The sequence below is a fragment of the Rubripirellula lacrimiformis genome (assembly GCF_007741535.1).
Classification (GTDB): Bacteria; Planctomycetota; Planctomycetia; order Pirellulales; family Pirellulaceae; genus Rubripirellula; species Rubripirellula lacrimiformis.
This window is the reverse complement of sequence record NZ_CP036525.1, coordinates 2,629,186-2,649,116: the sequence shown is the minus strand read 5'-3', so window position 1 is coordinate 2,649,116 and position 19,931 is coordinate 2,629,186. Positions and strand designations below refer to the sequence as shown.

General features: G+C 58.6%; 14 protein-coding genes. 8 read left to right on the top strand and 6 right to left on the bottom strand.

Annotated features, from left to right (window positions below):
• The first annotated feature begins 397 nt into the window (after window positions 1-397).
• Window positions 398-3,994 (top strand): chromosome segregation protein SMC, encoded by a 3,597-nt coding sequence (gene smc, locus K227x_RS09380; RefSeq protein ID WP_145169273.1) that lies wholly within the window; start codon window positions 398-400, stop codon window positions 3,992-3,994.
• An 11-nt stretch (window positions 3,995-4,005) separates the two neighbouring features.
• Here the strand turns inward: smc and K227x_RS09375 are convergent, their stop codons facing one another.
• Window positions 4,006-5,223: an ABC transporter permease gene (locus K227x_RS09375; RefSeq protein ID WP_145169272.1), complete on the bottom strand. Its 1,218-nt coding sequence runs from the start codon at window positions 5,221-5,223 to the stop codon at window positions 4,006-4,008.
• Window positions 5,224-5,233: 10 nt separating this feature from the next.
• Window positions 5,234-6,229 carry an ABC transporter ATP-binding protein gene (locus tag K227x_RS09370; protein WP_145169271.1) on the bottom strand — a complete coding sequence of 332 codons (996 nt, stop codon included), beginning with the start codon at window positions 6,227-6,229 and terminating at the stop codon, window positions 5,234-5,236.
• 321 nt (window positions 6,230-6,550) lie between these two features.
• On the opposite strand from K227x_RS09370, the gene K227x_RS09365 reads away from it, so the two are divergent.
• The gene (locus tag K227x_RS09365) at window positions 6,551-7,144 is read left to right on the top strand and encodes a DUF2141 domain-containing protein (protein WP_145169270.1); all 594 of its coding nucleotides are present in this window, start codon (window positions 6,551-6,553) and stop codon (window positions 7,142-7,144) included.
• Between the two features lie 119 nt (window positions 7,145-7,263).
• Here K227x_RS09365 and K227x_RS09360 read toward each other — a convergent pair whose 3' ends face one another.
• The 3 genes from K227x_RS09360 to K227x_RS09350 all read right to left on the bottom strand — a co-directional run bounded on the left by K227x_RS09360 (window position 7,264) and on the right by K227x_RS09350 (window position 11,158).
• The gene (locus K227x_RS09360; protein ID WP_145169269.1) at window positions 7,264-8,733 is read right to left on the bottom strand and encodes a GumC domain-containing protein; all 1,470 of its coding nucleotides are present in this window, start codon (window positions 8,731-8,733) and stop codon (window positions 7,264-7,266) included.
• A 240-nt stretch (window positions 8,734-8,973) separates the two neighbouring features.
• A complete protein-coding gene (locus tag K227x_RS09355; RefSeq protein WP_246146691.1) occupies window positions 8,974-10,308 on the bottom strand; it encodes a DUF481 domain-containing protein in 1,335 nt (444 codons plus the stop codon).
• A gap of 394 nt (window positions 10,309-10,702) precedes the next feature.
• A complete protein-coding gene (locus K227x_RS09350; RefSeq protein WP_145169268.1) occupies window positions 10,703-11,158 on the bottom strand; it encodes a hypothetical protein in 456 nt (151 codons plus the stop codon).
• Between the two features lie 273 nt (window positions 11,159-11,431).
• On the opposite strand from K227x_RS09350, the gene K227x_RS09345 reads away from it, so the two are divergent.
• From K227x_RS09345 to K227x_RS09325, 5 genes are all read left to right on the top strand, one after another.
• The gene (locus K227x_RS09345; protein WP_145169267.1) at window positions 11,432-12,136 is read left to right on the top strand and encodes a PTS sugar transporter subunit IIA; all 705 of its coding nucleotides are present in this window, start codon (window positions 11,432-11,434) and stop codon (window positions 12,134-12,136) included.
• Between the two features lie 105 nt (window positions 12,137-12,241).
• Window positions 12,242-13,132: a hypothetical protein gene (locus K227x_RS09340; RefSeq protein ID WP_145169266.1), complete on the top strand. Its 891-nt coding sequence runs from the start codon at window positions 12,242-12,244 to the stop codon at window positions 13,130-13,132.
• A 307-nt stretch (window positions 13,133-13,439) separates the two neighbouring features.
• Window positions 13,440-14,819, top strand: a complete 1,380-nt coding sequence (locus K227x_RS09335; protein ID WP_145169265.1) for a Gfo/Idh/MocA family protein — start codon at window positions 13,440-13,442, stop codon at window positions 14,817-14,819.
• 585 nt (window positions 14,820-15,404) lie between these two features.
• Window positions 15,405-15,914 (top strand): RNA polymerase sigma factor, encoded by a 510-nt coding sequence (locus tag K227x_RS09330; RefSeq protein ID WP_145169264.1) that lies wholly within the window; start codon window positions 15,405-15,407, stop codon window positions 15,912-15,914.
• Window positions 15,915-16,054: 140 nt separating this feature from the next.
• On the top strand, window positions 16,055-18,586 hold the full coding sequence (locus K227x_RS09325; RefSeq protein WP_145169263.1) for a YfbK domain-containing protein: 2,532 nt from the start codon (window positions 16,055-16,057) through the stop codon (window positions 18,584-18,586).
• Between the two features lie 160 nt (window positions 18,587-18,746).
• Here K227x_RS09325 and K227x_RS09320 read toward each other — a convergent pair whose 3' ends face one another.
• Window positions 18,747-19,184: an acyl-CoA thioesterase gene (locus K227x_RS09320; RefSeq protein ID WP_391540425.1), complete on the bottom strand. Its 438-nt coding sequence runs from the start codon at window positions 19,182-19,184 to the stop codon at window positions 18,747-18,749.
• Between the two features lie 146 nt (window positions 19,185-19,330).
• Between K227x_RS09320 and K227x_RS09315 the strand changes: the two genes are divergently transcribed.
• On the top strand, window positions 19,331-19,834 hold the full coding sequence (locus K227x_RS09315; RefSeq protein ID WP_145169262.1) for an acetolactate synthase: 504 nt from the start codon (window positions 19,331-19,333) through the stop codon (window positions 19,832-19,834).
• Window positions 19,835-19,931 lie beyond the last annotated feature (97 nt).

Below are 19,931 nucleotides of genomic sequence, written 5' to 3'. Positions count from 1 at the left end.
GGGGCAGAACGAGGTGGGGGAGACATGGCGGTTGGTTGGTTTTCTTCTGCCCCCTCTCCCCCTGGATCATCGAAGTGGAGCTTCGATGATCCAGGGGGAGAGGGTTGGGGTGAGGGGGCGGTAATAACGCTGAATCCGTGGGGCCCGCCCACGCGGAAGCATGCTTTCGCCTCTCCGAGGCTGCCGTAAGCTGGACGCTCTCGAAATCCGGTACTACGAACCTGATTCGCCGGCCTGGTTAGACTTAGACAAGAACCAACGGGGAAACCCGCAAAAACAGAGCTAGGCCCCAGGCTAGCTTTCATTTACTCTGGTTTTGATGGATTTCCTGCGGGATTTCGCCTGCCTCCCCCGCAATACGCCCGATGCCCAAACCGAAGCCGACTCCGAACTACTCATGCTAAAAGCGCTCGAGCTAGCCGGATTCAAGAGTTTCGCGGACAAGACGCGATTCGACTTTCCTGATGGAATCACGGTCGTCGTCGGTCCCAACGGATCCGGAAAATCGAACATCGTCGACGCGATGAAATGGGTGCTCGGTTCCCAGAGTGCCAAGAGTCTCCGCGGCAAAGACATGTCGGATGTGATCTTCAAAGGATCACAGACTCGCGGCCCCTCAGCGTCCGCCGAAGTCACGATCGTCTTTGACAACCCCGATGGCGCCCTGCCGATTGATGCACCGGAGGTCCACGTCACTCGGCGTGTGTTCCGCAGCGGCGAAGGCGAATACCTGATCAACAACCAGGCCGTTCGATTGAAGGACGTCAAAGACCTGATCCGCGGCACCGGGATCGGCATCGACGCCTACAGTTTGATCGAACAGGGCAAAGTCGACAAAATGTTGAACGCCAACGCCAAGGATCGCCGAGCGATTTTTGAAGAGGCGGCCGGCATCAGCCGATTCAAAGCGAAAAAAGTCGAGGCCGAACGGCGTCTGGCCCGCGTCCAATCGAACCTAACCCGATTGGGTGACATCGTCGACGAAGTCGCTTCGCGGCTGAAAAGCCTGCGCGGCCAAGCCAGCAAGGCCGAACGCTATCGCCAGGCGACCGAACGGCTGAAAGAACTGCGTTTGCAAATTGCCTGGACAGATTGGCAATCGCTATCGGCGGATCTGACATCGTCGGAAACCGAATTGGCCGCCGCGATCGCCAAACAAACCGAACTGGAGACGCTTCGCACCCAGATGAGCGAAGCGAGGCAGGTTGCCGACGGGCAACTGCAACAGATCGCCGAAGACGCTCGTCAGATCGAAGACCGCCGCGGTGGCTGGTTGAACCAGATCGCCCAGTTCGCGGGCCGACGTGATGCCGACCAAGCCGCGATCGTCGACCTTCGACAATCCGTCGCCAAGTCGCTCCGCCGAGTCCGGTTGCTGCAAACCCAAGCCGGTTCGGCCGCAGCCGAACTGCGCGGCGCTGTCCAGCGATTGGCCCAGTACGAAACCGAACTGGTCCAGGTCCGCGCCCGCAGCGCCGAAGCGGAAACGCAACGCGACAAGATCCAAGCCGAAGCAGCCGACGTTCGCCAGCGCCGCGACAAGATCCAACACCAACACCTGTCGACCGTGCGACGGGTTGCCGATTTGGAAGCCACCCGGCAACGGACCGAACAACAGGTCGCCGAAGGTGGCCGCAATCTAGCCAACCTAGCCAAACGGATCGCCGCCGCTGAAAGCATCTTTGCCGATGCACGCAGCGAAGCCGAGGCGGCCGCCAAACGCGTCCAAAAACTGAACGACGAAATCACTGCGGTCGCCAAAGAAAGCGATCTGGCCGATGCTGCACTGCAAGAGAGTCGCCGCACGCTGGAACGACGCCGCGAAGAAGTGTCGGCGATGAAGATGCGGCTGCAGGGACTGTCCGAGCGAGTCAGGGTGCTGACCGATCTGCAGCTCCGCCAAGAAGGCATCTCCAAAGGCGTCAAGACGATCCTGGACGAACTGCGTGCGTCGTCATCGCCCCTGTCCGAGAAGATCCGCGGCATCGTGGCCGACTGTTTCGAAGTCGACCTCAAGGTTGCACCGTTGATCGATTCGGCGTTGGGCGAACGCAGCCAATATGTGATCACCGCCGATGGCGATCTGCAGCGTGCGATCCTGGATGGCGTGTTGAAGATTAACAGCCGCGTCGGTCTGATTCGGTTGGACGAATTGCCGACCCGCCGACCGGGCGACCGAATTCGACTCGACGGCCTGCAAGGCGTGATCGGTCGCGGTGACAAACTGGTCACATGCCAGGACGCGTTCGAACCGCTGGTGCGGCACCTATTGAGCAACACCTGGTTGGTGGATTCGCTGGAAACCGCCTACGGACTTCGCAAACTAAGCGGGGCCGGGTTGCGGTTCGTGACCGCCGCCGGCGAACTGTTAGAAAACGACGGATCGACTGTCATCGGTCCGGTTGCCGCATCGACCGGATTGGTAAGCCGGCGCAGTGAATTGGCATCCGCCGAAGCCGAAACCAAACACTACCAGTACCAATTGCAGGAAGCCGAAGCCGAAACCGCCCGCTTGGCCAAACGGGTCGACGGCGAAGCCGCTGCCCTGGGCCGCATCGAACAACGCCATCGGGGGATGATCACCGACCGCGCCGCCGCCGAGGCCGAACTGCGTCACCGCAACGAACGGCTGACGGTCCAGAAAACTCTGTGCGCGGAAATCACCGGCGAAATTCAATCGGCAACCCAAATTCGCGATGCTGCCAAGGTTGAAAACGCCAGGCTGCAAACTCAGATCACGAGCGGCCGCCAAGAAGTCGAACAGCTGGAACTGGACGCCGCCGAAGCTGACGAGATGTTGTCCGAAACGCAAACCGCGCTGCAAACCGCCACCAGCGGTGTGATGGCCATTTCCGTCGATGTCGCCCGCGCCGAACAAAAGTTCGAAGCACTGTCGGCCACGATGCAGCAGCAACAACGCGACCAAACACAACGCGAAGCGGCGGTCGAAGAAGTCCGCGTCCAAGCGCAGTCGGGACGCACCCGGATCGCCGAACTGAACGCCCGAATCCTGGATGCGACCCACCATCTGGCCAAACTGCAAGTCGATGCCCAGCAAAGCAGCGCCGAACTGAAAGACCTAGCCCAGTATGCCGCCCAGGTCCGGCGTGAAAATCGCGACATCATGAAGGCCAGCGAACGGGCCATGAAAGATGCGACGCAGGCCAGCGCAGCGGTCCACTCGATCACCGCCAACCGCGACAGCGCACGGCTGCGACGTGACACGCTATCCCAACGATTGTTAGAAGACTACGAGATCGACCTGCAGGCCAGCGAGCCGCCCGAGGATATGGAAGCCCCGGAAGATCGCGACGCTGTCGAAAAAGAAATCAGCGACCTGCGCGCCCAGTTGCAGCGGACCAGCAGCGTCAACATGGAAGCCCTCGAAGAACTCGAAGGCTTGCAGTCACGATACGACGAACTGCACGGGCAGTACCAAGATCTGACCGCGGCCAAAGATTCACTGCAGCGGATCATCGGACGGATCAATGCCGATTCGCGGCGGTTGTTCTTGGATACCCTGGAAGCGATTCGCGTCAATTTCCAACAACTGTATCGCAAGTCGTTCGGTGGTGGTCACGCCGACCTGATCCTAGAAGAAAGCGATGATCCATTGGAAGCCGGCGTCGAGATCGTTGCCACGCCGCCCGGCAAACCGAGTTTCAACAATTCACTGCTATCCGGTGGCGAAAAAGCGTTGACCGCGGTAGCCCTGTTGATGTCGATCTTCAAGTATCGCCCCAGCCCGTTCTGTGTCTTGGACGAAGTTGACGCGCCGTTTGACGAAGCCAACATCGGCCGTTTTGTGACCGTGCTTAGCGAGTTCTTGGATCACAGCAAGTTCGTTGTGGTCACACACAGTAAAAAGACGATGACGGCAGCCACCACCCTGTATGGTGTCACGATGCAAGAATCGGGAGTCAGCAAACGAGTCTCGATCCGATTCGAAGACGTCAGCGAGAATGGCGAGATCGCCGACGGCGAAGCTGCCTAGCGAAACACGATTCAGTCGGTTTCCCAGCGGACGGCCAACATCCGCGCGGCGACCATGAACACCAACCCGCTGATCATCAACACGGACAACTGCGGTGCCAGGGACTCGATCGGCAGTTCACGCCAAAACACCTTGTCGTACCCATCCAGCGCCCAAGCGTTGAACGTCCACAGTCCGTACTGTTGCATCTGGTCGCTCATCACGTAACGCGGCACCATCGATCCGCCCAAGGCGCTCATCGACAGCACCAAGATCACTGACAACCCGTTCAATTGACCACGTGTTTTGCACAACGTCGCTAAGAACAATCCAAACGCGGATGCGGCGGACGCGGTCACAGCCGTCATCGTCACAAACCCGTCCAGGTGCCCCAGCAGGTCCACGCCAAAGACCAACTGCGCCCATAGGAACATGACACTGACTTGGATCACACCGATGCAGGTCATGTAAAACCATTTCCCAAGCAACAATTGATCCATGGTCAGCTGCGTCGACAGCAATCGGTCCAGTGTTTGATTTTCACGTTCTTCTAGAAATGATCCGCCACCGCCGGTGGCACCGAACAACAGGAACATGACCGCGATCCCGGCCGCGTACATGCTGACAACCGGGTTCGACTTTCCTTCGCCGATGACATCCACCACTTGGACGATTTCCGACACCGGATCCACACTCGTATTGGCATCCACACTCGCAGCGGTGCTGACACCCCGCGGTGGGCCAACTTCCGCACCCGATTCATCGGCCGCTTGGTTGAGTGATTCAAGATCCAACGTGAATGCTTGGGACTGTGCATCCACCATCATCAACGATCGGCCTACCAAACCAGTGGCCACCTGCGATGCGACTTGGTCCGACGAATCGGCCAGCAGGTCGGCGACCAATTTGCCATCCTGGTTGCGGATCACGATCGCCAGCGTCAATGACCCGCGACGGACCAATTCGGCGGCAGCCTGACGATCGATGGCACCGCCGCCCGGGATCGAATCCCGCATGAACCGCAGCCCCGCGCTTTCACGAAGGGCATCGACCACCATTGCACTTTGTTCGGACTGAACTTCGTCGACGGTCACGACTTTGATTTTCGGTGTCGTGCCGCTTCCGACGCCACCGCCAAAGATCAACGCAAAGATGCTGAAGAACGCAATCGGAACCGCAAAGGTCATCAACAGTTCGACCTTATTGTGCAGCAACCGACGCAAACTGATTTCGAATACTGTCGCGATCATATCGGCTGGATCACTCCCTCAGTTCGCGACCGGTCAGATGCAAAAACACGTGGTGCAGCGACGGCGCATGCACCTCGACATCGGCAATGTCATACCCACATTCTTTCACGCGGCGAAGCAATTCTGGCAACTGCTGGGCAACGTCGCCGATCCGCAACCGGATTTCCCGTTGGCCTACTGTCGCCACGCATTCACCGTCGTTGTTTGACCAGCCATCATCATCCGGCAACAGCGAGATCGCTTGTTCCAGCGGTCGATCCAACCGCAGCTTCACCATTCTGGATGGCCCGACCGACTTTCGCACCAAGTCGCCGATCGTCCCGTCCGCTACGACTTGTCCCTGATCCATGATCACAATTCGGTCACTGCGGCTTTCGGCTTCGTCCAAATGATGGGTGGTCAACAGGATCGATGTACCTTGCTGGTTCAATTGGTCCAGCATCGTAAAGATTTTCTCGCGGCTCTGCGGATCGACTCCGACGGTGGGTTCATCCAACAACAGCACCTGGGGCGAGTGCATCACACCGCAGGCTAGATTGACGCGTCGTTTCATCCCACCCGAAAATCCGCCCACCAGTTCGCTGGCGCGATCCTGCAGCCCTGTCCAACGCAGCGCCCAATCCACTCGCTGGACCAGTGCGTCGCGGCGGAGCCCGTGGAACTTGGCAAAGACCGTTAAGTTTTCGCGAGTCGTCAGATCGGGATAGATCGCAATCTCTTGCGGCACCAGCCCGATCGCTTGACGGACACCCAGGTCGTCGATTGGCCGATCCAAAAGTTGGATGGTTCCCGCGTCGGGTGTGCAACGACCGCATAGGCAGCGGATCAGAGTCGTTTTGCCCGCTCCGTTGGGTCCCAAGAAAGCCAACCGCTCGCCCGCTTTCAAATCAAACGAAACCCCCTGCAATGCGTGCCGTGATCCGAACGACTTCCGCAGCCCATGGATGGACAACACCGGCGGATGATTGGAACTTCGTTCACTCGGTTCGGCGATTGGGCCGGCCATGGTCGCAGCGCCTGGGGAATCAAAACGAAGATGGAAAATGGGGCTGTGCAGCGAGCGGGGATCGGTGTCCTGCCATCAAACTTTATCGCGCTGGCAACCAAGCTAAAGTCGCCTTTTTCCAGCCCCGGACGCTAGCCTAGAAATGCGTTTTGGAATCAACGAGATCGCTTTCGTCGATCGCTCAGTCGATGCGGCGCAGGAAAACCCCATCCCCCCCGGGGCGTTTTCAGGGTTCCTGGCGTGGGAAAAGCAACCGATATCGTATAACGTAGGTGGATCAACATCCCCTGCCCCTGTTCTTCTCCTGCGCCGGTTAATTCCTTGTCAGAACAGTCGTCCATCGAATCGGATCCGATTCCGCACCACCAGACGCTGACCGTTTGGCAGGAAAACCATGGCAACCTGTTGCTGGTTTTCTTTGCGGTCATCCTGCTGATCGGTGCCCTGATCCTGCTGTATCGTCAAAATCGCTTTGTACCGGTCCGTTTCCCCGAAGCCGACGCGATCGACAATCCGACCGAATCAGCCGTATCGAACCCGGCCAACGCCGACGAAGGGATCGTGCTTTCGGTGATCGGTGCGGGCAGCGATAACGGGATGATTCGGATCGCGTTCTACGAATCGGCGAACAGTTTCAACGACCCGGAAAGTGCGTTTTTGAAGATGTCGGCTCCGATCACAGAGGGCGAAGCCAAGATTCTGATCCCATTCGAAATGGTGCCCGAGAAGTTCGCGATCGCGGCCTATCACGACGAAAACAGCGATGAAACGCTGAACCGAAATCGGCTGGGGATCCCCAACGAACGATACGGATATTCCGAAGACGCTCGTTCGATCACTGGCCCACCGGCCTACGAAGACGCTTTGACCGATCGCCCCAACGTCGGGGACACCATGACCGTGTCCATTCGTTAGTCACACCGGCATTCGGGTGGCCGGCGCCAGCGGCAAGAAGCGATCACCGCTTGTTGGCTGTCCAACCCAGGCGATTTCGGTGACCTACATGCACTCCGAAGATCGCCCTTGGGATGGGGTCAGGCTGTTGGCGGCGTGGGGGTGTCACCGCTACTGCGGCGGCGACGTTCGGCCGTGGGAACGGTCCCGACTTGATCGCTAGAACGTCGACCAGCACCCAGGTAATCGCTCCAACGGCGGCCACCCTGAATCTCGGTCGGGCCCGGAGCGATCAGGAACACGGCCCCGAGTCCGAAGATCAGACCAGCCATCATCGAACCGACCGTCACGGTGGCACCGCCCGGCCCGATCGGATCATCATTGACCTGCGGCGGACCAAGTTCGGCGATCAAGTTGGTTGACAGTGCGGCCGATCGGCTCGCTTCGGCTTCGGACAGTGAACGTTTCGCTTCGCCTAGGATCGCGGTACGGTGTTCGACGTCGGCATCGATTTTGGCGTAATCCGTTCGAATCGTCGCCAAGTGGTCCAATCGTTTCTTCAGCCCGGCTTCTCGATCGCGAAGTCGGCTCAGACGTTCGGCTTGCAGACGCAGCGTCGGCTCCATCGCCCCTAGCGCGGTGATGGATTCCTGCTGCATGCGACGCTTGATTTCGTTCTCGGTGGCTTCGGCAGCTTGTCGCTTTGGATTCTCAGGCGTGTAGATGCCCGCCAACTGACTAGCGGCCAACTGAGCATCGATCAGCCCATCCTTTAAACGCTGTAACGATGGTTGGCTAGCTAGCAGATCACTGCCGCTGACCAACAACTGCTGAGGATCCTTGGCACCGGCAATCAGGACTGCTTTCAAAGCCTGCATCTTTTCCAACTCGACTTCGACGACCTGTGCCTCGCGAGTGGTTTCTTCCAGCGTTCGTCGATTCGTGCCATCACCACTGATGGTGTCATTCAAATTTCGCAGATCTCCCAGGTCTTCGCCGAACCCGATTTCGATCTCGCGCAGCTTGGCCGAAACTTCATCCAAATCGTGCTCAGCAAGGTCGCGAGCATGACTGAGTTCCGCGATCACACTGTCGGCTCGGACGCGGCGAACTTTGCGCAATTGCTGCGTCAGATGTTCGAACATCGCTTCGCAAAAGTCCGAAGCTCGCTTTGGATCGTTCGCTTTGACTTGAAGGTACACGACTTCGGTGTTCCCGAATTCCGATCCCTTCGGCGCGACCAGATTGACGGCGTTGGTGGCAACCTCGTCAATCAATTTCGTGCTCGGCCAGTTCTCCGACGGCTTGCCCGACGGTGGCCCAACTTGGCGCAGGGCCGCGGCAACCACTTCGGGATTCTGAGTCATCTCCAGCAGCGTTTCCTGTGCGGCTTTCAAATCTGTTTGGCTGGCGAATCGTCCCAGTCGGTCCACGGCGGTCGTCGCTTCGTCGCGCACGACAAGCGGTTGACGGGCCGAGTAAACGTCGCTGCTGAACATCGCGTAGACGATCCCCACGGCGCCGAACATCAACACAGCACCGGCCCACAAAGGAGCAAACAGGACCAAAACGTTGCGAACGTGTTTCCACGGAATTGGCGATGAATTCATGACGATGATAAAGAACCAGGGCGATAGAGACGGTACCTAAAAACCTAGGTCGCCACTGGATCCCGCGTCATCATTTCGCGTTCACGGCCGGATTCATCGTGATCGCCCCAGCCAGGCGGATCGGTCGTATCGAATGTATCGGATCAACCGATTGGGGGCCGTTCAAAATCGGCCAGCGGATGACGGCCGCCGGCATGGAAATCATCCGGCGGGGAAGAATTCGCCAAACGTCATCCCCGATCAGAACTTGTACAGCAACAGAAGCGAATAATAGATGTCGTTCGGCTTAGCACCCTGCGGCGTGCTGTCGTAGCGATCGGTGACCGATAGTTTCAGACTAAGATTGTCGCTGCCGTCGAGCAGAATTTCCCAAGATGCGTCGGCGACCATTCGATAGTCCGCGAAGTCCTCCCAAGCGGGGAAGTAATCGATTTTGCCCTTCAATTTTTGTCGCGACGTCAATTGCCGTTCGGCATCGATCCCAAACACAGCTTCCGGCGACCAAGCGTCGTCCGGCGACCCGATCTCTTTCGACGCACCAGCACCAAAGCGGGTGACCAAGGATGCATCGTCGGTTCGAATCCAGTGATACCCAAGACCACCGTTGACGTTCAGCCGCAAATCAAAAGCTTTGAACTTGTCCCATTCCATCCCGTACTTGCCGAAGACCGACCAAGCCGAGTCACCGAGCAAGCGGTCGTAATCTAAATTGAATCGACCGTTGTCCTCGGTCGTCACGCCACGACTACTGGCTTGCCGGTAGTCGACGTCGAGCGAGAACGTGTACTGATCGGTTTTGCGTTTGGTTTCCAAACCAGTTTGAATCGCCAGGGTTTCAGCGTTACCGCCGCTGCCGTCGAGTCCAAATTCGGCGTGCGAATCCCATCCCTTCATCCAACTGGCCGGGTACTGGTACCAGCGAATCACTTCTTCCTGTAGCGGTGCCACCTCGGCCGTCGTCCCCGCATTGAGCTGCTGAATGATCTGGTCCGATGCCGACGGCAAAATTTGATCGACCGATGTACCCGTCGGATCTTGCAGCGACATCGAACCGTCGCCACTGCGAAGCGGCATTGGTAGCGATGATGTGGCCCCCGAAACCGCCTTGACCATCGAATCGATTCCGGCCCCGGCCGTCTCGCTGGCCTGTTCGACTTTCGAAGCCCCCTGATCGACCGTTGCCGCTGCCAAACCGGCAACATGCTGGACCGGGTTGGTTGGGGTGGCTAGTGGATTGCTGTGCACAGATCCATCGACGCCTGAAAGATTGGCCGTGCCAACGGCAGGAAAGTACGGATTGCTACGCAGCGGATCATTGGGATCCACCGGCATGGTGTAGCTAGGCGTTGCGGATGTCGCCGCAGTGGACGGTGTCGATGGCGCCGACGGTGTGGGAACCGTGTCGTATCCGGTTCCGTTGAACGTTGAAATGCCTTGCATCCACGATGGAGTGGTGACCGGGGTATCGCCAGCACCAAGGGCGGCAGACATGGCGAACAAGCCGATCCCGAATCCCCAGCAAAGCATCGCGGCACAGACAGTGACACACAGGCGTCCGTGTGGGAAATGTTTCATCGCAATTCCGACCAAGCCAAAACTTGGCTTATCCAGTGGGTGTGGCAACGGCGAACTTCCGCCGTTCAGATGCACTGTTACCAAACCCTGCGATATCGAGTCACCATCGATATCGTGTGCGACACCCAAATATGAAATTAGGCTCGAAGATTCCAGCCGTTCGGGCAAACCCGCGGCGATCCTCAAAGTGGAAGTCGTCAACGGATTGTCGATTTCGTCGAACCTTCAACGACAATGGTGAGCCGCTGGCCGTGAGGCCACGGGATTTTCAGGTGAGGATTCCCGGCCGCTCACGCGATTCTCGGCTCACTCAATCGACGAACTCTTGACGAGTTCCGATACGCAAAACCGCACAAACGTGGGGATGAATACTTCACAACGTATCGCGGAGGAACTAGCGAACGGGATAGTTCGGCTGCGGCTGCTGAGGGTACTGGGCCGATTGGCCGGGGTACTGGTTGGTGCCTTGGGGATAACCGTTGCCATAGGATGGCGGATACGCTGGCGCACCGTATCCAGCGGGTTGACCGAAACCACGATCGTCGTAAACGTCGGTCGGACGTTGCGGTGGCTGGTTTTGGTATCCCGCTTGGTCGGGGTATCCGTTTGCGATCGGCGGTCCCATCGGACTGCCATAACTTGCGTCCTGGCCATCGGCATATCGTTCCTGGTCCGCCATTTCGCGGCGATCGAGAACTTCGCGACCTTTCTCGATGGCCTTGCGAGCATCTTCGCGAATCTCGGCTCGATTGATTTCGATCGTGGTGCTGTCGCCATCGCGATTGATCTTGAACCAACCAGCCATGAACGCGGCAACGCCAAGCATGCCGATGATGAAAAGGTTACGCATCTTTGGTTTCCGTTGGCAGTATCGTAAATTGCTAAATCGACGTCCGCATCGGCCGATCCATCGTGCACCCAATATCGGCAACATCAGGCCGCGGGAGCGAGACCAGATTCAGAAAAAAACAAGAGCGACCACGGTTTGCTAGCGTTCCACGGGCCGGTTTTACTTTCCTGCCGCGTCACGATCGTCGCTTGAAATCTGGTAACCGTTGCTATCATGACGCTACGAAATCCATTGAACACCGTGCCCCACCCCACCCCAGCGAGCTCCCGAAAGATGGAAGATCTAGACGTTGCCCAACTTGCCGCCTATCTGCACCTGCTGCCCGATCAGGTCAGCAAGATGGCCATGCGCGGTCGACTACCGGGCCGAAAAGTGGGCGGGGAATGGAGATTCAGCGAAGCCGAGATCCACCACTGGCTCGAAGAACAGATCGGCGTCAGCGACCGAGAGGAGCTGGAAAAGGTCCAGGACGTGTTGGACCGCGCCGATCCGCAAGCCGTCGACCGACCGATCCACGAAATGTGCAGCATCGATTCGATCGAAATCCCGTTGAATGCACGAACCCGCGGATCGGTGATTCGTTCGATGTGCAATCTAGCGGGGCAAACGGGGTTGATGTGGGACGCGCCGGCGATGGCCGAAGCGGTTGCGGCGCGCGAGCAAATGCACCCAACGGCACTGGACTGCGGCGTGGCCCTGCTGCACCCCCGGCGTCCCCAAACTTCGATCTTGGCCGATTCGGTGATCGCATTGGCAGTCTGTCCGTCGTCGATTCCATTTTCGGACCAGGGGCAGATGACCGACATCTTCTTCCTGATCTGCTCTTACGACGACACGGTCCACCTTCGTATCCTGGCAAAGTTGAGTCGAATGATTTCGACCGACGGCATGCTGGATCGGATCCGCGCCGCCGGATCACCCACCGAAGCGTGGCACGTGCTGAAGGAAGTCGAAGAAGCGATCGACGAAGCGGAGTAACCAGCAAACGTTGGCGTCTGCTTTTGGGAATCCCTCAACCGGCAAAATCGCTCGGCCAAGTACGGTCGGTCGCACGGAATGTTAACGATACAAGGATGGAATCGAGTGACCCACGTGAACCCGCCATCGGCCGCCCAGCCGCAGCCAGCCAAACGTTCCCACGGCGATTCAGCCGTCGGGAATGACCAGGCCAATCATCAGGTCATTCATCGGGGCAGCGATTGTCCGCAGGGCACGCTGCTGTGGATCGGCGACCGCGATTCGGTCGACTTTCGCAACATCTATCATCAATGCGAATCGCAGGCGTCCCAGATTGCGTGGCGTGCTGAATTGGAATCCGCATTGCGGCGTCCCGCCGGTGCGGTCGATCGCATCATCGTGACCCAATCGACTCGGTTTGACATCGCATCGGATGACTTGACTGCATTGGGGACGATGTATCCCAACGCATCTCGCGTCAACCTGCTGGGGTCGATGTGTGCTGCCATCAGCCGAATGCCGGAACCATTTTTCGACGCCGGGCGACACCCTTGGCATCGATCGAACCAAGTGCTGCCGCGATTTCTGGCCACCCACGACAGCGGATTGTCCGATGTTCCGCCGGTGCGAAGCGTCGCGGTCATCGCATCGACGATGGCCAACGCGGAACCGCTGATGGACGTAGCTCAATCATCCGGTGCAACAGCGGTTTGGTGCCGAACGCCCAATTCAACCACGCTGCGAAACATCGACGCGGTATGGTGGGACGATTCGGTCGCCCCGCCGGCCGGCAGCCAAGTTTGGCGGCGACGCATCGCGACGTTCCAAACCTGTGACCGCTCGCCTCGGCACGCCTGGATCGCATCGACATCCAGTTCCGCCGATCTGGAACACGCTCGCCAAGGAGGCGTCGAAATGGTGGTCAGCAAACCTTACCGAATCGACCCGCTGCTGCAGATGCTCGCCAACCCATCCGAGCAAACATCTGCCGACCTGTGCCAGCGTCGGGCAGCCTAGCCCAGGGTCACAGCCCAAATTCGCCGGTCCGGCGATCGCGCGAGCCCCCCGTCGTGAGATTCGCCAGAATTCCCCCCGAAGAATTCCCCCCGAAGAATTCTCCCGATGAATTCTCCCGATGAATTTCGCCCCGCAGAATTTCCTTCCGCAGCAGACTTCTGGCGAATCCCACGACGTCCAAACGCGAATCGTCGCTGGGGCAGCCCAGTGATTTCCACACCGCATGGCCGCGGCGGACTAGAATGCAGAAATGACGAGACTCCCCACTTGTCACTCACCTTTCTACCCTCCTGCGTGAACTGCTTTGATGAAACCTGAATCTCAATCGGCCCATACCGAACCAGCCACATCTCGCCTTCAAGATTCCTCGGATTCGACACCTGCGGCTTCGCGGCGCGACTTCATCAAGTCCGGCTCGGTCGTTTCGGCCGGCGTTGCCGCCTCGCTAGCCAGTGTCCGTGGCGTTCACGCCGGCGAAACCACCGGATCATCCAGCGGTTCGGATCAACCGATTCGGATCGGTTTGGTCGGTGCCGGCGGACGGGGCAGCGGTGCGATCAACGATTCGATGTCCATCAACGAAAACATCCAATTGGTCGCCATCGCGGACCTGGAAGAAGCCAAGCTAGGTTCATTGCGTTCGGCGATGCAGAAACGGCACGACACCAAGACCAACGTCGCTGACAATAAAATGTACAGCGGCATCGACGGCTATCGACGCATCCTCGATGACGCAGATGTCGACGTCGTCCTATTCGCCACCCCACCCGGGTTCCGCCCCCAATACATCATGGAAGCGGTCGAAGCTGGCAAACATGTGTTCGCCGAAAAGCCGACCTGCGTTGACCCGGCCGGATACAAAGTTTGTGTAGCCGCGCACGAAAAGGCCGAAGCCAACGGCACTGCGATCGTTACCGGAACCCAATACCGTCGACAAACCAACTATGTCGAAGGGATCAAACAGATCCATGACGGTGCGATCGGCGACATCATCTCGGGAACCGCACGCTACTGTTCCAATGGGATCTGGAATCGAATCCGCAAACCAGACCAAAGCGACACGGCCTATCAAGTGTTCAACTGGATGCACTTCATCTGGCTATCCGGTGACCAAATCGTCGAACAGGCCGTCCACAACATCGACACACTGAACTGGGTCATGGGCGGTCCGCCCGAGTCGGCGTTTGCATCGGGAGGCCGATTCACTCGCCCCGAAGGCAGCGAGATGTGGGACAGCATGTCGGTCGATTATCAGTACCCGGGTAACCGAATGATTTCGTTCAAATGCCGCCAAATTCCAGGCGCCGCAACTGAGAATTCCAACGTGATCTACGGCACCGAAGGAACAGCAACCATCCACGGCATCAACAAGGGTGTCGAGATTGTCGATCGCAGCGGCAAAGAAATCTTTTCGATGAAGGGCGACATCGGCGCCGCCTATCAACAAGAACACAAAGACCTGATCGATTCGATCCGCAACGGCAAACCGATCGTCGAACTGAAGGAGACCGCCGCCAGCTCGCTGACCGCCGTGCTGGGACGCGTCGCCGCCTACACCGGAAAAAAGGTGACCTGGGACTTCTTGACCAACGAATCCAAGCTGGCGATGTTCCCCGAAGATTTCGACATCAACGGTCCACGCCCCGAATCGCACTACGCGATCCCCGGCAAAACCAAGTTGGTCTAGGCAGACCGAGCTTGGCTGAATCCAATCCCGTAGCGAAGCTCGCCAAGGGCTTGTCGATTCAGTCAGCCGTGATCGCGTCAGCGGCCGGGAATCCTCCCCCAATGCCCTTGGCCTCACGGCCAGCGGCTCACCATGGCCGTTGAAAGTTCGATTCAATCGACAAACCGCCAAGAGCTTGTCGATTGAGTGAGCCGTGATCGCGTGAGCGGCCGGGAATCACCCCCCAATGCCCGTGGCCTCACGGCCAGCGGCTCACCATGGCCGTTGAAAGTTCGATTCAATCGACAAACCGCCAAGAGCTTGTCGATTCAGTGAGCCGTGATCGCGTCAGCGGCCGGGAATCCCCCCCATGCCCTTGGCTTCACGGCCAGCGGCTCATCAACGCCGTTGAAAGTTCGATTCAATCGACAAACCGCCAAGAGAACGGCCGAAAGTCTTGGCGACTTTCGCTACGTGGTTTTGTGCCCCGAACGCGGCTTGCTGAGCCATGCTTTCGAACTTTTTCGATTCTTGGCCTAAGAAATCTCTTGGCCGATCGTTGTCATTGCGAAACCGCGTTCTTTTCTTCTGCCTTAGTCGCCATCCATGACAACGCCACCAAGCCCCTGGCCGCCGGGCCGGATCGACGAAATCGTTGATCGATACCAGCGGCCACTGCTTGCCTATGCGGCTCGTATGAATGGTGGCGATTGGCAGGGATCCCAGGATGCGGTGCAGGAAACGTTCCTGCGGCTGTGTCGCGAGCGTCCCGAAAAAATTGATGCCCGCATCGCAGCTTGGCTCTTCTCTGTCTGCCGAAGCCGAGTGATTGACATGCAACGAACAGCTCGTGCGATGCCCATCGATGTATCGCAATCGCCGATGCCCGATCCTGCGCCCGATGCACAGACGGCCGCCATCGACGCCGAAGAACACGTCCACCTGGACACGCTGATGGACGGCCTGTCGCCGCGTCAACAAGAAGTGCTGCGACTGCGGATGACCGGGCGACTGAGTTACCGCGAGATCGCCGACGTCACCGGATTGTCAGTCAGCAACGTCGGTTTCCATTTGCACGAAGCCGTCCGCAGTCTGCGCACCGCGCTGGCCCACTAGGTCACGCCCCCCAGCGGATCCATTTGTCGACCCGGCGTCCCACCAGTGGCGCAGTCGAAACCGTCACCACCACACACTCCCTTTCCGACACCGATCGCGCCAGTCGCATGCCTGTCGGAACCACTTGAAAGAGACCATCCATGTCCGACCCATCCACCTGGGACGACCCCCGCATCACCGCCTATGTGATCGGTGAACTGTCCGGCGACGAACTGGCGGCGTTCGAGCGAGAAATCCAGTCCAACGCTGAACTGCAGTCGGCTGTCGACGAAGCGCGACACGTGACCGACAAATTGGCGGACCTGTTCGATGCCGAATCGACTCCGCCACTGACCGACGACCGGCTCAGCGCGATCAACGCGGGTTCAGTCGCCTCGGTACGCACGGGGCCGCCCCCCATCCACCCTGGTACGCAACCGGGCCACAGCGGCAATCGATCGTGGAAGATTCCAATGTTGATGTTGGCGACCGCGGCGGTGGTGGCCTTGATGGTCGGCGTTGCGCCGATGCTGAAGCCGGACGCGGAAGTTGCCTACGACATCAACCCCACCTCGTCGATCACAGAATCAACCGAATCGGACAGCCTGGGCCCCATCGCCGAGTCGACCAACGAACGGCCGCCGGAACCTGCGTCAACGGCTTTCTCGTTTCAACGCAATGACGCTCTGCAGACGACGCCCCAACTCGCTTCGACAGCACCAAACCAGGCCCCCGCACCGGAGAACGAAACGCGATCGCGTCGTAGTCGGCGAGCCGGCGGCATGGATATGGCTATGGATCTGGAGGGAGTCATGGACATGGATACATCCGGCATGGAGATGGATGACATGATGATGGGGATGGGTGGAATGGATATGGGTGGAGTGGATATGGGTGGAATGGGGATGGGTGGAATGGGGATGGATGGTGGAATGATGGGAGGCATGCCTGCACCGACGCCCCCCGCGGCACCAAACTCGGTTCAACTGCAATCCAGCACCGTTGCCGGTGACGATATCCAGGCGGACGTCGCTGCCCCGTTCGCTCCAGAACCAACTCTTTCCAAACCATTACTGGCCATGAATCGTCAGCGATTGGAAAAATCCCAATCGATGGGAACGGTCCCCGGCGGGCCTCAGCCACCGGCCATCGTTGTCGTACCGACGAACAAAGACCTGTTCTTCGACGAGCTTCAAACTGAAATTTCGATCAGGGGCAAAGCTCGCCAGACCACCTTGGGACGTGGACCGCAGGCATCTGGCGACAAGTTCGAACCGATCACGGACAACCCATTCAAACGAGTCGACGAACATCCGCTGAGCACGTTTTCGGTGGATGTCGATACGGCCTCGTACAGCAAGACTCGCGATCATCTGATGCGTGCCAACCAGTTGCCGCAACCCGATGCGGTACGGATCGAAGAATTGATCAACTACTTCGACTATGCGTATCAACCGCCCGCCGCGGACGCCGAGCACCCGTTCGCTTCGGCGGTCGACATTTCGTCCTGCCCCTGGAACCCCGAACATCGACTGGCTCGGATCGCCATCCAGGGCAAGACGATGCAAAAGAAACAGCGTCCGGCTTGCAACCTGGTCTTCCTGATCGACACATCCGGATCGATGAACTCGTCGAACAAGCTGCCGCTCGTCATCAATGGCATGAAGATGCTGGCCAAACAGCTTGGTCCCAAGGACCGTATAGCGATCGCGGTCTATGCCGGTTCGGCGGGCCTGGTGCTCGATTCGACGCCAGCCAAGAAGGCAAAGAAGATCAGCAAGGCCCTGACCCAGCTTTCGGCCGGCGGCAGCACCAACGGTGGCGCAGGCATCCAGTTGGCCTATCAAACCGCTCGCGAAAATTTCATCACCGATGGAGTCAACCGCGTTATCCTGTGCAGCGATGGTGATTTCAACGTGGGCACGACCAGCACCAGCGACCTGGTTCGACTGGTCGAAACCGAAGCCAAGGGCGGTGTATTCTTGACCGTGCTGGGATTCGGCATGGGCAACCACAACGACTCGATGCTGGAACAGATCAGTGGCCGCGGCAATGGCAACTATGCGTTCATCGATAGCCAGCAAGAGGCTCGCAAGGTCCTGGTCGACCAGATCAGCGGCACGTTGGTCACGATCGCCAAGGACGTCAAGCTGCAAGTCGAATTCAATCCGACACAGGTGTCGTCGTACCGACTGATCGGATACGAAAACCGTGTTCTGGCCAAAGAGGACTTCAACGACGACAAGAAGGACGCGGGCGAAATCGGTGCCGGCCACTCGGTGACCGCCCTGTACGAATTGGTCCCCGCAGGGAAGGAAACCGACGCGGCAGCCCCCAAGGTCGATGACCTGAAGTATCAAGTGAAATCGAAACCCGCCCCGGCAGCCGACAGCGACGAAACGTTGACACTGAAACTGCGTTACAAGCAGCCCGATGGCGACACCAGCACGCTGGTCGAGTTTCCGGTCGTGGACGATGGCAAGCAGTTCGACGATGCCGACATCGACACTCGGTTCGCCGCGGCCGTGGCAGGATTCGGCATGCAGCTCCGGCGCAGCCCCTACGTCGGATCCTGGGCGATCGACGATGTCCTAGCAGCCGCAAAGTCGTCCCAAGGCGAAGACGAAAACGGCCTGCGAACCGAGTTCATTCAAATGGTCCGCAAGGCCAGCCAACTGATGGGCAACCAATGAACCGATCCGCCGAATCATGCGACGGTGTGAACGGCCCCGCCAAGATCGACGGGATTCACAACGTCGATGATCGGCCATTCGCCCCCAACTTCAACGCCCCCCGACTTCAACGCCCCCCACCATCCACGTTCAACCTAGCGGAAGACGGCGGATGGTGGATTCAGGCTAGATACGCTCGCGCGTCCAGGAATGCTTGGGGCAATTTGGACGGCTTTCCGCTTCGGTTGACGCATGCGATCGTCGAATCGCCCTCGACGATCGTCTCGCCATTGCGTTGGATCACGTAGTGGTGCCGGATGCGAACTTGACGGATCTCGGTGACCGTAACGGTCAGTTCCAGCAGATCATCAAACTCTGCGGCTGCCGAATATCGCACGTTCATCTCTGTCACGACCAACATCTGTCCGTCGTCTTCGAAGGATCGATAGCTGACGCCCGCAGCCCGCAGCATCTCGACTCGACCGCGTTCGAAATAGTTCAGATAATTGGCGTGGTGCACTCGCCGCTGACCGTCGGTTTCTTGATACGCAACACGAATTTGCTCGCAGTGGCGCATCAACGGATGATCGCTCGGCGCCGCTTCCTGATTAAAAACCATCTTCGGTACGTCCTTGGTTGACACTTTAGCGCCGGGTTGCGGCAGCGAAGGCCCCCGAATCCAGCGATCGAATTGACCGCAAAGCCTTAGAAAGCCTAAACTTTTCAGCTTTGCCGGAAAACAACCCATCACAGGATGAACCAGCGATGAGCATTGGCGACGATTCAACCACCGCGTTCGAAACCATTCGCGGTCGCAATTTCCCGGCTCTTCGTCAGTTCACCATCTTTTTGGAGAACCGGGTCGGCCAATTGCTGGAAGTCGTCAAACGCTTCGAAGGCACCGGAATTCGCATCTGTGCCCTTTCGGTCAGCGATGCCGCCGAATGTGCCTTCGTCCGTTTTCTAGTCAGTGACGCTGACCGAGGACGCGAGATCCTGGAACGTAGCGGCTTGGCGATCATCGAAACCGATCTGATCGGCGTCGAACTGCCCGAAGGCCCACAACCACTGCTGCGAGTCTGCTCGGCCTTGCTGCAAGCGGAATTGAACATCACACAGGCGTATCCTTTGATCGTCCGCCCCAACGGCAAACCGGCCGTCGCCATCATGGTCGAGAACATCGAATTCGCGATGCAGACGTTGCACGAGAAAGGGTTCACGATCATCACGGAAGGCGATCTGAACGACGACCCCACAAAGAACCAGTAGCCGAAGGACGAAGCGGCGGGGCGAGCTTGGCTGCGAAGCAGCGCGCGAGTCGGCCGAGAGCCTTGGCGACGTTCGATACGGTCGCCGCGAAGCCTTC